This window comes from Cytobacillus sp. IB215316 (assembly GCF_033963865.1).
Classification (GTDB): Bacteria; Bacillota; Bacilli; order Bacillales; family SM2101; genus Nanhaiella; species Nanhaiella sioensis.
Genome location: NZ_JAXBMC010000002.1, coordinates 365,734 through 380,463 on the forward strand (window position 1 = coordinate 365,734; position 14,730 = coordinate 380,463).

Below are 14,730 nucleotides of genomic sequence, written 5' to 3' on the forward strand. Positions count from 1 at the left end.
AACGTGTTAGTTAGCTAACTTCAGCAAAGCTCTGTTAACAATTATAGTGATCATAAGATCCACAAATACCCAATATGGTTGCATAGCGTTATCATTGATTCTTAATATAATATAAAAAAGCCCCTGCTCCAAAAGTAGGGGCTAATGTGAAGTGAAGCAATCCCATCCATTTTAAATTATGTTCCCCTATCCTTTTTGGTGTGGGCCAGACAAAAAAATAAAAATAGCTATGATCAAATCAGCAATAATTTCCTAATAATATTGTTCTTGTTGCTAAGCGTGTTTTTAATAAGGTTCTTTTCGTAAACTTAATTGCAATTGAGACTAAGTTAGAACAGCAATAGATAATTTTATGAAATTGACCTACGAGATAAGGTACCACGAATCCTTGGCTTATACGTAGTTATTTCTTTGTTTAAAAGCAACACATAAACAACCTTTAGTAGACATCACAAGGGTTTTCTGTTTTCCCACCGCAATTACCTGATGCTTCGACATTACCTGCACTGAAAGGTGCTAATAATCCGAATATCATAACAAGCGTAATTAGTTTTTTCAACAGTCACACCTCCTAATTAAAATATCCTGACAATGCGAATTATAGTCATCTTCATATTAATCAGTCTCATTATATAGGGCATTTTAAAGCATCACAATAGAAATTCTCCAAAATAAGGAAATTATACTAACAAGAAGTATTATGGCAATTTATCTTACTGTGACAAATGATCTATTAAATAAAATCGTATGTAAAATGATTTGAAAAATTAAACAATCTAAACTTTAGATAGTTATCAAATTACTCAACTTGTGATCCCCACAGTACCATCAATGTTAACCGGTCTCCTAATTTATCCTTTACATAATCCATGAGTAGTAAGCTCTTTTATGTCTATATCCACTTATTGAAACAAAAGAGGTTATATGTTCTCTCATGTAGAATGAGCTACTTGTAAGAAGATACATCCAAGTTAGTACTTATACTTAAAGAATTCAAAATCGATGCATATGTTTAATAACAGAATTCACAAAATAAGAATTTCAGCTGATATTTACAATCATCTCTTTTGAATTCACCTCCTTTATTTAGAGGCTGGGACATAAGTGGAAAACTAACTGATTTTTATACATTAAGCAAAAATAAAACCGCACGAAATCAAGGTTTATAAATATGATTTCGTGCGGTTTCTTCATTTTAATTGGGTTTTGTCCCAGCCTCTTTGTTAAATCGACAATGAAAAATTACTAAGGCTATTATGAAACAGAGCCATATCATACTGTGCCCTTCATGCTGTTTGAGGAATTTAGTCAATATTAATTAATCAATAAGGCATTCATTGATCTAGTATTAACAAATGCTCCAGCCACCCCCCCTTGAGTTTCAACGACAGATGCCATCAGCAAAAGGTCTCCTGAAACACAAGGTAAGGAAACCGTAAAGTTTGGATTTGTGTTATGCTCTACATCGAATCGAACAGGCTGCTGTACTCCACTCACAGTATCTAATAATATGGAAGAGGCAGGAGAGTAGTTAGCTTCAGCTGATTCAAGCATTATTTGATAAGCGATTTCATATTTGTAGGATAATTGTACGGGCTCGATATTATCTTCCATACCAACCACAAAAAAATTTGACTGAAAGAACCCATCAAGTTTCGTCTGTCTTCCATATAAATGTTCTGGTATTCTTAATCTTAGTAACTCTACCCTACTTCCGTCTAATGGGAGTTCTACAGGTCTTTCTTCTTGGGTAGAGAGAAAAACTGGAGAATTGTTTTTAGTCATTTATTCACCCCCTACATCATGTCAATTGACACACCCTATTAGAAAATAATAGTTCTCATATAAAAGAATGTCTCAAAATAGTTTATTCAATAAAAAATACAATGTTTGGATACATCACATAGGTTGTATATGGAAATAGAGATCTATGACAGAAGAAAACGTACTGAAAAGGAGATGTTTTTAATAAATGTTCTAGTTAAGTTGAATACGAATTAGTCCTTCGTCACTGCCATTGATATTTGGTAATCATTCAAAAGCTTATCTAACTCTTGACTACATCGAATAACCTTATCACTTGTAAGTCCCTCTCTTTCAGCTATTTCTTTCATTTCTTCTCTTTTGTTTTCAATCATTTGTAGTAAGTTAGTCATCAAACTGACTCCTTCATACCCAAAATCTACTTAATACTATAGGAGTAGTGTAAAGTATAAAAAGATTCAGAATAGTGATATGAGTCACTTAGGTAACTTAACCTACTAGAGGAATATTGACATCCATATAAATTCTTTGGTCCTTGAAATAAGGTTTGATCTAAACGTTTAATCTATTAGTAAAAAAATTTTCAAAGAGCACTTTTCAACTTACCTTATTATCCGCTAAACTACTTTTCGTTCATAAATGTTAAAACAAACATTTCACATAGTATTAATATACAACCAATTATCTTTTAGAGTGAATAAACTGTAAGTATCCTTTAATCTAGGAGGTGTACAGAATATGTCTATAAGCTTTTATACAACCTTAGATAACACAATTATTGTTGATGAGCAACAAGGCTTTTTTTCGTGCTTTCAAGCAACTGTTGATCAAGTCCCTAGTGAAGTGACAGTGTTTTCTACATTAGCAGACCCTAACCAAGGAAAGGATATAGAGACCTTTTCTTATGATTCTGAAAGTGGACAATTTTTCCCTCTTAACTTTGATGAAAATGGAACAATAATCTTTAACTCTACCATTAATGAAGAATTATCATGTGGATTTCTTCTTATAACTTTTAAAAAAGTAGGTATTTATACGATTGAAACACAAATTGCTGAAAACAATACATTCATACCGTTATTTTCTTCCACAGACGTTTATACAGTATTAGATGCTTAAGAGTTCCCTCTTTTACGTAACCTACATTGTTCATGACGGTGCTTTCTATAATAATTTTTTGTTGTGAGAATAACGAGTTTAATTATATATGGTTTCATTAACAATTGATTTATACAAGGCTGTTTTCATAATAATTGTTGTTTTTCTATGTAGGAAATAAGCATATCATTTACACAACTAGAGTTTTTTGCATTTGCTCTTCTTCTGAAACAAAATGCCTAACACATAAATCCATTTCTAAAATACAAATTTGATGAAAATAGCAACAAAATATATAAAAAGAGCCTTATGCAAAGATATAAATTTGAAGCTTAGCTAATAGCGATAACTTTTTTATTATCTTAAAATTGGAAAATAAAAATTTGACTTCTTAACTTCTTTAGTAGGTCTGGTTAATATGATAAGCTAGGCCTCTTTTTTTATTTTGGCTGTCATCTTATTCATCTAGACATCCTGATTTATCATATGTATTCAAACATCTTTGTAAATAAAAAGGTATTTATTGTAAAGAATAGAATAAATAATACAAGGAGGTGTATACATGTCTGATATAAATTCACTTGAAATCCATTGCCAAGAATGTTCATTTTGGTTTCCTTCACCAGTAAAAATTTATGATAGAAGAACATATGATTTTGCTATCATAATAGGTACTACAGTCACATGCCCCAAATGCAAAGGGTTAATAACTTGCAATAAAGAAAATCTTCGTTTTGATAATGGTGAGACTCTCAATATAAATATCCATTGACCAGCGTGCCTTGGTTTTTAACCACGATACTCCCATTGTGAATACTGATTTTCGAGACAACCTGTTCAAAAAGGGCTGATATAATTGGATTTTGGTTATTCAATTGATTTTATATTTATTACTTTTTTTCTTATGTTTTGGGTTGTCAATCTACTTGCAATGTATTGGGTTATTACAAGGGCTGTTAAAAATGGCGTTGATAAATCTATGACAAAGAAAATGATTGAAAAATTACTAGCAGAACGAGATAAGATTTAACTATTTTTAACACCTATGCTTAAACAGTGAAGGAACTTTTTGTTAGTAAGTTTTTAACCTAGTAAATAATTACTATTTGTTAGGAGTGAATCCGTTGGAGTTTTTATTTTTGATTTTATTTGCTATCCCTATCCTCTTAATCGCCTTATATGAAATAATAAAACGTGCTGTAAAAAATGGAATCGATGAATCCATGACGAGTAAACTGGTTAGACATGATATTAAAAAAAGGCACAAGTCAAATTAACCCTTAACGTAAATGTGAAACTTCTTCATGTACCCTATCCTATATCAAACACATATGTGACTATCAAAGCTGTGAATTTCATTAGTGAACATTAGAAACTATGACTCCTCTCCTACTCCTAAACGTAAATAATTAATATAAGGTTATTAATTAAGAAGGAGATGTTATAAAAAGACTAAGTAACATACTGATCTATTTAGTGATGATTTTTATGCTTGCGCTACATTTGGTAAGCTTTTGAACATTCTTTCGGAAGGCTTTAATTGGTTCTACCTCGCAAGTGTAGGCGTTGTTCTTATTTGTTCAGGAGCAATTTATAACGGAATGTATGCTACTTTAACCTTAAATTCGAGGATGATCATTCAGAAAGAGTAATGGGAATTTATCACTTATTCTTTATAATCAGAGTAAATGTACATAATTAGCCCGACTAAAGCCAAACCAATAGAGAATTGAATTAATAAATCTACCTGTTCATCCGATAGATAAAAGAATATCAAATATGCATTATTAACTGGTTGATGATTCGATAATGATAGAGCATTTAGAGTAAATATGGTTATTAGAGATATGCCACTCAACCTAAGATAATCTTTATTTTCACTCTTTACAATACCAACAATAATGAAAATTAATACAAATAACAGAAAGAAAGCTTTCATTTTATTTCACCCTCCTATATACAAAAACACAATAGAAAACTCCTTGGCATTTTTTATTTGTATAACAATCATTAGTCTGTGTAATTCTTAACAACATCCTCTTCAAATCCAATATAGTCAGTCCAAAAACCTTAGGCCTTATTGTCCTTAAACTCTTCACATTTATTAAGGCTGTTTTTTCGCATTGATGGTTGCTTTTCGTATTAACAAGTAAACCTAGCATCTTCTCTCCTGTACAACGATGACTAACAATTAAAACTACCTTTTATAGTACTAAATTGATAACAATAGGAACAATGTTTACGAAAAGAGCCTTTATTAAAGACTTTCTTTTATTTAAAGTCGTATTTCGATTTATCATGATTACAGAAAAGCCAGCATATTTGCTGGCGCTCATTGTGGTGTAATTGCTATTGCTTGAGGATTAGTACCAACGCTAACAGTTGAGATTACAGAATGCGTTTTTACATCAATTACTGTTACTGTAGCACCGAGGTTATTCGCAACATATGCTCGTTTTCCGTCGGGTGTGAAGGTGACATCAGCTGGAAAACGACCTACTTGAACTGTCGCAATGATTGATTGCATTTTTGTATCAATAACTGTTACTTCGTCTCCGAATAAAGTAGTTACGTACACTAATTTCCCATCTGATGTTATTGCAATATCATTTGGTAGGTCTTCGGTGTTCCCTACTGGAATTGTAGTGATTACAGAATGAGTTTTAACATCGATTACAGATACTGAACCTATGGCATTTTGGTTTCCATTTAATAAATATGCCATTTTCCCATTTGGTGTAAATACGATATCGCTTGGCATATTCTCAACTGTCACAGTAGCAATGATCGAGTGAGTATTCGTATCTATGACGGAAATATTTCCTGAAGAATTATTTGAAACATAGAGTAGTTTCCCACCCGGTACAATAGCTATAATCCTCGGAAAATCTCCAACAGGAACAGTAGCAATCACATTGTGAGTCTTTGTATCAATAACTGACACACTCCGAGATTTAGAAACAAAGACCAACTTACCATCTGGTGAAATAGCAATACTTCTTGGCCCTATTTCAACATCAACAGTAGCAATGACCGAGTGCGTCTTAGTGTCAATAACTGATACGTTACTAGAGCCAAGGTTCGTGACATACGCTAATTTACCACTGGGAGTAAAGGCGATATTATTTTGGGAGTTAGCATTATTATTTATCGGTATTGTAGCAATGATTGAATGTGTTTTGATATCTATTACAGATACAGTGCCCATAAAATTTCTATCGGTTTTCAGAACATAAGCAAATTTGCCGTCAGGAGTGATTGCTATATTATTTGGTTGATTTCCAACAAATATTGTAGCGATCACGGAATTCTTCTTAGTATCGATAGCCGACACGGTGCCATCTCCATTTGCAACATAAGCCAGTACCATTGTACCGACCTCCTTTAGTTGTTATAGTTCAGTGTATGCTCGACAGGTTTATAAATGAATTTACGATAAAGGAAAATTTGCGAATAAGGTCACCCCTTTTGTACTAATTTTTTTCATTTAACTATTTGATTCAATGATCAACAAAATAGCGACAACTTTCTATAATAATAAACATGTCAACAACTGCAAATAAAAAAAGGCTTATAAATATAGAAAAGTGTATAAGAAATTCAAGAGATTAATTAAGCCACGGGGGCTATTAATGTATTGACTATTACTTAATTTTGAACGAGGAATATTTTTAGCATATAAGGGTAATAGAAGTGTAGGTAAGTACGGATTTGAATCATTAGATACTCATTGATAATCTACGAGATTGAATATGCATTTTCTCAAAAGAAGTTAAATCCCTGTACGCTGTAGTATTTACCAATCCTATTTTTCTAGTATGCACCCTATATAAGGTTTATAATGATGTAGGATCGAGGTGTGTTTATGATGTTACATAATCCAGCAGGATTTTTTCAGCGTTTAGGTGCTTTAATACTAGATATTATATGTGTATACTTGCCACTTGCTCTTTTCAGTCATTATCTTATTGGGATAGATCTATTACATATTGATTTTATTTTCGTCCTATATATATTTTTAGCTCCAGTACTTTGGTACGGTTACAATGTTGGAAAAAGACTATCAGGTATTAGAATTATAAAAAAGAATGGTGCTGATGTTACTTTACTCACCATGTTCATTAGAACATTCCTTGCACAATATGTATATATTTTAACGATAGGAATTGGTTTGCTAATTAGCATATTAATGGTGTTAATTCGTAAAGATTGTCGTTCTCTTCATGACTTTATCGCGGGTACATATGTAACTAATGATAAACCAGAAAAAGTATAAAAATACCCGGGTACATGAACTTGTGCCCTCACCAAAAAAAACCATCCTATTATTGTAATTCTGTTTCTTTCTTGTCACCACGATCCCTTAGGCAGAATTTATTACTAATCAAGGTAACAATCACATAGTAATTTTGCTTACATTACTATGTGATTGTTTCCACACCACACTCTTTGTTAGTGATGTAAAACTCACCGAACTTTGATGATTTGATAGCTACCTCTCTGTTATTAATACGATGAAACAATATCAATGAGGGAACTGCAACAAATTTCCAGGTACACATCGGAAAATGAGTTTAAACTAAGTAATATTTTTTCGTCCACGGTATGATTTTCATAGGTTCTAAAGACATGATAGTTAGAGCAAATATTCGTTAATATTGCTCTATTAGGTCTATTGGAGATTTCTAAGTGTCATTAAGTGATCTGGATAATGATTAACAGGTGTAATTCCCTCTACATCTGCATTCTCCCCGATAATAAATACTTGATCGTTACTTAACCCAATATTTAAATATGCTTCTATATCTGTTAACGCATTTCCGTAAGCAAAGTCTACCGAGCCTTCTCTATTCAATACACTTAGTAAATAGTCTTCTTTATAGCCTGCTGCGTCATTAGCAAAAGACCCTTCCGGATACGTATGTAGCAACCCAAACGGAAAGTCATTATCAATCAGCCATTTTTGTGAAACACTTGATAACCAATATGGTCTAGCAGTTAAGTAAATAATATTGTAACCTTGTTCAACATAAAATTTTACAACCTCATTAGCACCTTCATACATTTCTGCCCGATATGTCTCTGAAAAATATTCATCAGCATACTCTTTTACCGACTCAAGGTCATCAGTTGTCAACGTACCATCAATATCAAAAACAACATATTTGTCATTTTGGTCAATGACTTTAATAAACATATTTGTAAAGGTTGCATCACCTTCAACATGTAATCTAACTAGGTGCAACCCCCTATCTAACTTTTGATCTTCAGGGATATTATATAATATTCGACCATCTGAATTAGTTTTTTCCCTACCTATCTTTCTCCAAATAGCATCGTCCTCAGCAAATGACCATAAATAAATTGAAACCCATTCGCCTTCAAGGTCTTTTCTTATATCACCATATTGGAATTTTCCTTCTATTACTTGTGGTTCAGTTGTGTTATAGATTTTGTCATAGCCATTATGATGTGGAGTATGAGTTGTTATGAAATATTGATTAAAAAAACCGGTAAACCCCTCCGGTTCAATGCTAGGAAAAGCATCTGTAGATAAGTCAAAATATAGCTCACTAGAATTCTCTGAAGCGTATACTTGACCTTTTAGTGTAATAATGAATGGTACTAGGACGATTAATGAAAAAATGATTTTTTTCACTCTACCATATCCTTTCTATATGTTTTTTATTTACTATTAAACTACTCAATCGTATCATAGAATACACTACACAAACTACAGATTATTGTTAATTTTTTGTATTTTCAAAATTTAAGTAATGTGCTAATACTTGTTTACAGTTTTTTTCCTTACTCTACGAATAAGTGAGAAGAGTTTACCTATTATTCATGAATCCCTAAAGAAATAAACTTGCATACTTACAAAAAAAGACTACTTTAAGGCTTTAGTATACAAGTGAATCATTTAGTTTACTAAGTTAAACTAGGGCTGTTTCCAACCCTAGTCTCGTTTTGATTATTTTCATTTATCCTTCTAAAACTCCGGTAATAATTGAATACGAAAATGGTAATTTCTTTTCTATTATGACAACTCGATCACCTATTATAATTACTTTCTCAATGTCAATAAACCCCGTAATTGCTGTTTCAGTTAGTCCTACTCCGACATCTGATTGTGTTACATCTGTTACAATTTCAATAGTTGGTTGTCCTAATTCAACAGACATAAACTCACCTCCTTTTGTTTGATAATTTCATAGTATTCATTTATAAAAAAATAGCTTGGATCCTAGTTTACGAAAACAAAAAAACCCTGCATTCAAATATACAAATGCAAAGTTTTACTATACTTTTTAGTTTTAAAGCTCATTCTAAGGTACATTTTTCAAATGTAAAACGTTAACACACGTATTAAACAGATTCGTATGAATGTAATTTAATAGCAACAGCAACAAACTTTTCAAAAAAATTCTAAATAAAAAACGTTATGTTTTATGATAGTGCTTTTTATTGGTGACTTTTGTTATATTTATTAAAAATTATATATAAACATAGACAAGAAAATAAGAGCCCCACGAAAAACATTACTCCACCTAGTGTAATATAAGAATATAAGTATCCCTCTTTAATGATTAAGAATTCTTCAGAATTCATACTTCCTCCCATTTTCTCTCTCAAGTATTTATTTGCAGTAACTGAACCATAATTAACACTATTCATTAAAAGAAGCAAACCCAACAATGTAAGGGATAAAGTAAAAAGCAAAAAACCGTACAAGTTCATAAACCTCTTCATATCCTCTCTCCTTATCATCGTGTTAACAAATCAAAAAGAAACATCATAAAAGGCTGCTCTCGCATTACTTGTTGCTTTTAGTAATACGAGCTAAACACCGGTATTTTTTCTTCTCTAAAGGCTATAAATATTAATACACATCAGTTACTAAAATGTGACTAAAAAAAACAAAGTATACGAAAGGAGCCACATAAAAGAAATTTACAACCTGTCATTAGAGTTTGTTTTTCAATTATTCCTACCAGCTTAAGTAAGAGTTGTTGTTTCAGTTAATCATTCAAACTAATCTTGTCATATCTTTATAGTAATAATTATATAACAGAGAAGTTCGAATATGACGACAACAGTGATTGATGTGAAAACTGTGACCACTACTTTACCTGTTGTAGATCATGTTTATCTGCGCAACCTATCTTTCAATGGAAAACTCCCTAACTAAGCTAGCAATGACGAAAGAACTGTGTCGGTCATTGATGTAAAAATTACCACTATTCTGATGAGGATATTTCAATTATTTGCCACCTTTACTCCAGATGCCAAACTGCTTATGTAGTTGAGGGTTCCTCTTGGCTGGACAGTCATGATTATTGGATAATTATCATTGTTATTGTCTATCAAAAACGCCCAACTCTACTCATAGAGTTGGGCTGTTTTCATATCATCCAGTCAGTATAATACATTGTATGTTTTTTTAGGTTAACAGTATATTTCAACGGCTTATTTTTTGTCCACCTTTTGTCCATCTTAACCGGTTTAAACTCCAAGATTCTCCTTCAAAGTCATCTTCAGCTTTAAGAGGCGATAGATATTGTGTAAAATTAATAGAATTTTAAGATATTGTTCGTCCTCTTCTTGAGTTTCCATTTTCCAGTTAATCACTTTTATACCCTCATGGAGTGGGATACTCGGAACATTTCTGTAAATCCCGTTTCATTACTAAATGAGTTCTCTTTGATACAACTTCAAGCTCATCAACTGCTATGGAATAAGTTAATGAGAAAAAGCAGATACAGACGTGAAGGAGATTAAGAAAATTCCGTTTAAGTGCAAATATCTTATCAGTAAGTTATTTATAACGTCTAATAGAAATACAAACGATCTCCCTTGAAGAATAATAATTCGTTTGAGGGTGATTTATTAAGTCACAACTGCAGATTAGGGTGGAGGAGGACTAGGTAACGAAGGGCTAATACATCTATCGATCAGTTTATAAGAATAATTACCAATACAATCTCCTCCCCCGTCACTCATGCAGGCAACAGTGATATTAGATACATTTGTATATGCAATACTTAAATTATTGCTATTTTCCGGATCATTTGGAAGAGGGATATCTAGTACAACATCTACACCGTTTGCCGTGATAGTAACACGAAGGCCACAGGCAGAATCCTCTCCTACAGAAATTGACCCGGACAATAGTCCTCTAAAGTTCCCACCAAATATCGGCATAGATTGACCACAAGTAAGGTTGATATTTCCGCTTCGCGAATCAATTTCAATCGGACAATCGCAGCAAGCTATCTTTTCCGTACTGAGCGTCTTGGTACTTCCGCAACAGGAGGATTTTGAAACATAGGCACCCATAAAAGAACCTCTTTTCATCATTTGTTTGGAGTATTGTATGCAAAGTTATATATTTTTGTTTAGACGTGTAAGTAAAAATTCTTCGGTGAACTGACGTCAACAAGTAAACTGCAACGTACAGCGATCACCGTTATTTTATCTGTAACCATGTTGCCAACACAACTGAGTTTTATAAATAAGATTTAACTGACATTACACAGCTGGGGATTAATAGACACAACATCCATTTTGTTGATTAACTCAAAAAAATCCCTAGATAATTCAAGGGATTAGAAAAATGAAAAAGAGAAATATGGTTATGCATAACAATATTCTAATTTATCACATAATTGTAAATATATAGTATTATATTTTTGGATTTATTGTGAACTTTTTTAATTTTAGGTAATTGTTATTTTAGCATTAGTGCTAAAGACTCTCAGACATAATTATTTTTGTTTTCACACTTCAATAATCGCTCTGCTTCATAGGTATAAATACATTTCTTATATTATGTACTAGTATCTACACATAAGAGCTTTATGAGACATACTATAAATTTGATATTTATATTAATTAATTGAGAGGATGAGGAATAACATGGCTCATAATTGTACTTTTTTAAGTTTATTCACTTTAGCATTCTGTGATTCTTGTAAGGAGGATTATGATATTGCTGGTAAAGTTGAAGGTGCCATTGATAGTTTAACTAACGTTGATATTGCTAAGCAATTTGAGAGAATGCTTGAGATTAGTGATGCAACAGACGATGCAGATTGCAGATTTCTGAGTTTATTCACTTTAGTATTCTGCGACTGTAAAGAAGAAGACCCTAAACCTAAACCACCTTGGGTTAAGTAAATATATATCTATTGTTATTCTTTACAACTGAAAGAGTACTCGAATTTGGGTATTCTTTCAGTTTGTCTAAGATTTTTATAATGATTTGAGACAAAATTTACTTTTCTTTATCGAACTATATGATAGATAAATGTAAAACTTTAACTCCTCTATTCACATAAATACAGGTAATTAAGTTGGAAATTCCTATCCGACTACAAAATATATTATTCCCAATTATTTGTGAGGATAGATAACTAGATTTTTTATAACTTATTTCTTTACTAAACGAACATATTTTCGTATATAATAAGTACAGAGGTGATACGTTTGAAAGATCGAGGAATTATGAAATGGATGCCCGCATTTATACAACCGGAACATATGAAGATGATGAAAGAAGCAAAGGCTGATTATTATAAGGTGCAAAAGCCTGTCTTAGATGAGCATGAGATAGAGGAAATTAATAGTACAGTCCTGGAAGCTTTGGAGTTTACACAGGAAGTGACTGTGACATATTTTGAGAACGGGGCTTTTAAGCCATGTATGGGATATATTCATTCTATAGATCAATTCCACAGGCATATTAGAGTAACCGATAAATTCGATGAAATACATATAATTAAATTTGAAGACATTATTAATGTACAAATAATATAACAGCCCTACATACTCTGCAGGGCTCTTTTTGTCGTGGTAGTCAATCGTGTTGTTTTGTTAATATATGTTAATTCATAGTTATTAATGTATCCATTCATAATAAAAATGGTCTTTTTATTTATAAACCTTATAAACGCAACAATATAATACTCTTTTCTGTTGTAACTAAAGGTGATAATTTCCATCTTTCTCTTAATAATTTCTTGCTCTTGGTATTATCTCCAAGCTTCAGTCCTACAAATATTGAAGCTTCAAACCACCCTAATGTCTCTTCATTGTGTTGATGTAACAGAAAAAAGCCTATCTTATGATAGGCTTTTCAAGGAAGTGACTAGATTTTCACAGCATCCTTTAACTCTTTACCTGGTTTAAATGCAGGTGCTTTACTTGCTGCGATTTCAATTTCTTCACCTGTTTGTGGATTACGTCCTTTGCGAGCTGCTCTTTCACGTACTTCAAATGTTCCAAAGCCGAGAAGAGAAACTTTGTCACCATCTTTTAGTGTTTCACTAATCGAGTTGGTTACTGCTTCTAATACTTTGCTTGCGTCCTTTTTGCTAAGTTCTGCTTTTTCAGCTACTGCGTTAATAAATTCTGTTTTATTCATTATATTTCCACCTTTCTATGTAACAGACTTATATCTTATCAGATACATAGTTATAAGGTAAATACCCTTTTCGATCATGCTAACTAGCTTTCGCAAGCCCAGCCATCTTTGTCACGATCATGTTTAGATGCATATGCAGGATGGTCGGAACCAACTCCGTTTGGATATATCTTTTTAAGTTCTGTACAATTTTTAAATGATTCTACGCCTACTTCGTTTGATGAACTATCATAATCTTGTTCAGTAGATGTTGAATTTATTTTTGAAGCTTCCTTTTTTCCATCTAGATCGCCTTTGGTAGTTCCGTTTTCTCCGAAAGCCCACAGTCCGGTATTATTTTCACGCGCTTCCCTTGCAAACTTGATAAAATAATCACTATATTTTACATCTGGAGTATATGTAGAAGGCTCTGCAAAACCATTAATGACCAAATCAGCATTAAACATTTTTTCTCTTATTTCTGATTCATCCATATCATCTGTAGGAATATCGACCCAAATAATACGTAATAAACGATCATACCTGTCAGTATCAGATACGTCTTTTTGTAACCACACTTGTCTTCCTTCTAATTGTGATTGTGTGTATTTACTTGCTTCTTTTCCATACTCTTCAATTCTAGACGTCGATTCTGGAGTATTTACCCCAACCAAACGTATTTTCCTATTGTCAGTCAATTCAACTGTATCACCATCTACAATTCTACTAACAATAGCTACTTCTAAATGAAAACGTTGAGCTAATTCTTCTTGCTCTTTTTCTTTTTCAAGTTCCTCTAATTGTTTTTTAGCTTGGTCATCCTGTTCAGCTAATATTTCTTTCTCATTATCTTTATTTTCTATTGTTGTTTCGATCTTTTCTTCTGATATATTGTCCAATGGTGCTGAACTTGACGTATTAGTACAACCAGCCATGAATATAGATAGCAACAAGCCTGTAATAATTAGCAACCAATTTTTCTTCACGATATCCCCCACCACATCCGTAAATCATAAATAATCATCTTTATTTTTTAGTAGACTTAACTACACGGCTTTGTCATTTCCTTTACACCAACACTGCCTACACATGTATCCCCCACACATTTCACTTCTATTTCGTTACATTTTCAAATGAATACATTACGTTATCATTAGCTGAATCAACTATGATCGTTTGTTCAATTCTGTTTGAAGAATTGCATATTTTCTATTTATTAATTTTTGATTCATTGATGGCATTCTTAACAGCGAGTTTAATCACCCAATATAAAATAGTTATTCCGATTACGTAAAAAAGAAGTTGAAGATATAAGCCTGCATACAACATTGTATAGTCCACTCCTGTTAATAAGATTTATGTGATAGAAAAATAAACATATTGTTTATTATAACAAACAGGCACTTGAAAAAATTAAGGAAATTGAATTAGCATTCTGTGTCCTAATAATAATTGACGATGTA

15 protein-coding genes are annotated in these 14,730 nt (G+C 32.2%); 6 read left to right on the forward strand and 9 right to left on the reverse strand.

From position 1 onward, the window contains the following. Positions 1–1,314: 1,314 nt before the first annotated feature. Both SLH48_RS06040 and SLH48_RS06045 read right to left on the reverse strand, forming a co-directional pair. On the reverse strand, positions 1,315–1,785 hold the full coding sequence (locus tag SLH48_RS06040) for a hypothetical protein (protein ID WP_320257401.1): 471 nt from the start codon (positions 1,783–1,785) through the stop codon (positions 1,315–1,317). Positions 1,786–1,997: 212 nt separating this feature from the next. Continuing rightward, positions 1,998–2,156 carry an aspartyl-phosphate phosphatase Spo0E family protein gene (locus tag SLH48_RS06045; RefSeq protein ID WP_250886837.1) on the reverse strand — a complete coding sequence of 53 codons (159 nt, stop codon included), beginning with the start codon at positions 2,154–2,156 and terminating at the stop codon, positions 1,998–2,000. Positions 2,157–2,502: 346 nt separating this feature from the next. Here SLH48_RS06045 and SLH48_RS06050 point away from each other — a divergent pair, with 346 nt between their 5' ends. The 3 genes from SLH48_RS06050 (at position 2,503) to SLH48_RS22460 (ending at position 4,139) form a co-directional block, all read left to right on the forward strand. Further along, positions 2,503–2,883 carry a hypothetical protein gene (locus SLH48_RS06050; protein ID WP_320257402.1) on the forward strand — a complete coding sequence of 127 codons (381 nt, stop codon included), beginning with the start codon at positions 2,503–2,505 and terminating at the stop codon, positions 2,881–2,883. Between the two features lie 835 nt (positions 2,884–3,718). Continuing rightward, positions 3,719–3,892 (forward strand): hypothetical protein, encoded by a 174-nt coding sequence (locus SLH48_RS06055; protein WP_320257403.1) that lies wholly within the window; start codon positions 3,719–3,721, stop codon positions 3,890–3,892. 85 nt (positions 3,893–3,977) lie between these two features. Further along, positions 3,978–4,139 (forward strand): DUF6019 family protein, encoded by a 162-nt coding sequence (locus tag SLH48_RS22460; RefSeq protein ID WP_413785400.1) that lies wholly within the window; start codon positions 3,978–3,980, stop codon positions 4,137–4,139. A 389-nt stretch (positions 4,140–4,528) separates the two neighbouring features. Here SLH48_RS22460 and SLH48_RS06060 read toward each other — a convergent pair whose 3' ends face one another. Further along, a complete protein-coding gene (locus tag SLH48_RS06060; RefSeq protein WP_320257404.1) occupies positions 4,529–4,801 on the reverse strand; it encodes a hypothetical protein in 273 nt (90 codons plus the stop codon). A 393-nt stretch (positions 4,802–5,194) separates the two neighbouring features. After that, positions 5,195–6,232, reverse strand: coding sequence for a beta-propeller fold lactonase family protein (locus tag SLH48_RS06065; protein WP_320257405.1), 1,038 nt, complete (start codon positions 6,230–6,232; stop codon positions 5,195–5,197). A gap of 498 nt (positions 6,233–6,730) precedes the next feature. Here SLH48_RS06065 and SLH48_RS06070 point away from each other — a divergent pair, with 498 nt between their 5' ends. Beyond that, on the forward strand, positions 6,731–7,138 hold the full coding sequence (locus tag SLH48_RS06070) for an RDD family protein (RefSeq protein ID WP_320257406.1): 408 nt from the start codon (positions 6,731–6,733) through the stop codon (positions 7,136–7,138). Between the two features lie 396 nt (positions 7,139–7,534). Here SLH48_RS06070 and SLH48_RS06075 read toward each other — a convergent pair whose 3' ends face one another. The 3 genes from SLH48_RS06075 to SLH48_RS06085 all read right to left on the reverse strand — a co-directional run bounded on the left by SLH48_RS06075 (position 7,535) and on the right by SLH48_RS06085 (position 11,067). Further along, complete coding sequence (locus tag SLH48_RS06075) at positions 7,535–8,521, reverse strand: hypothetical protein (RefSeq protein ID WP_320257407.1); 987 nt, start codon at positions 8,519–8,521, stop codon at positions 7,535–7,537. Positions 8,522–8,846: 325 nt separating this feature from the next. Continuing rightward, positions 8,847–9,047: a hypothetical protein gene (locus SLH48_RS06080; RefSeq protein ID WP_320257408.1), complete on the reverse strand. Its 201-nt coding sequence runs from the start codon at positions 9,045–9,047 to the stop codon at positions 8,847–8,849. Positions 9,048–10,770: 1,723 nt separating this feature from the next. Next, positions 10,771–11,067 (reverse strand): hypothetical protein, encoded by a 297-nt coding sequence (locus tag SLH48_RS06085; protein ID WP_413785398.1) that lies wholly within the window; start codon positions 11,065–11,067, stop codon positions 10,771–10,773. Positions 11,068–11,781: 714 nt separating this feature from the next. Between SLH48_RS06085 and SLH48_RS06090 the strand changes: the two genes are divergently transcribed. Then, positions 11,782–12,042, forward strand: a complete 261-nt coding sequence (locus SLH48_RS06090; protein ID WP_214484525.1) for a hypothetical protein — start codon at positions 11,782–11,784, stop codon at positions 12,040–12,042. Positions 12,043–12,351: 309 nt separating this feature from the next. Next, positions 12,352–12,681 (forward strand): YolD-like family protein, encoded by a 330-nt coding sequence (locus SLH48_RS06095; RefSeq protein WP_320257410.1) that lies wholly within the window; start codon positions 12,352–12,354, stop codon positions 12,679–12,681. 331 nt (positions 12,682–13,012) lie between these two features. On the opposite strand, the gene SLH48_RS06100 is transcribed toward SLH48_RS06095, so the two are convergent. Together SLH48_RS06100 and SLH48_RS06105 are read right to left on the reverse strand one after the other, a co-directional pair. Further along, positions 13,013–13,288 (reverse strand): HU family DNA-binding protein, encoded by a 276-nt coding sequence (locus SLH48_RS06100; RefSeq protein ID WP_320257411.1) that lies wholly within the window; start codon positions 13,286–13,288, stop codon positions 13,013–13,015. 83 nt (positions 13,289–13,371) lie between these two features. Next, positions 13,372–14,253, reverse strand: a complete 882-nt coding sequence (locus tag SLH48_RS06105; RefSeq protein WP_320257412.1) for a thermonuclease family protein — start codon at positions 14,251–14,253, stop codon at positions 13,372–13,374. Positions 14,254–14,730: the final 477 nt, after the last annotated feature.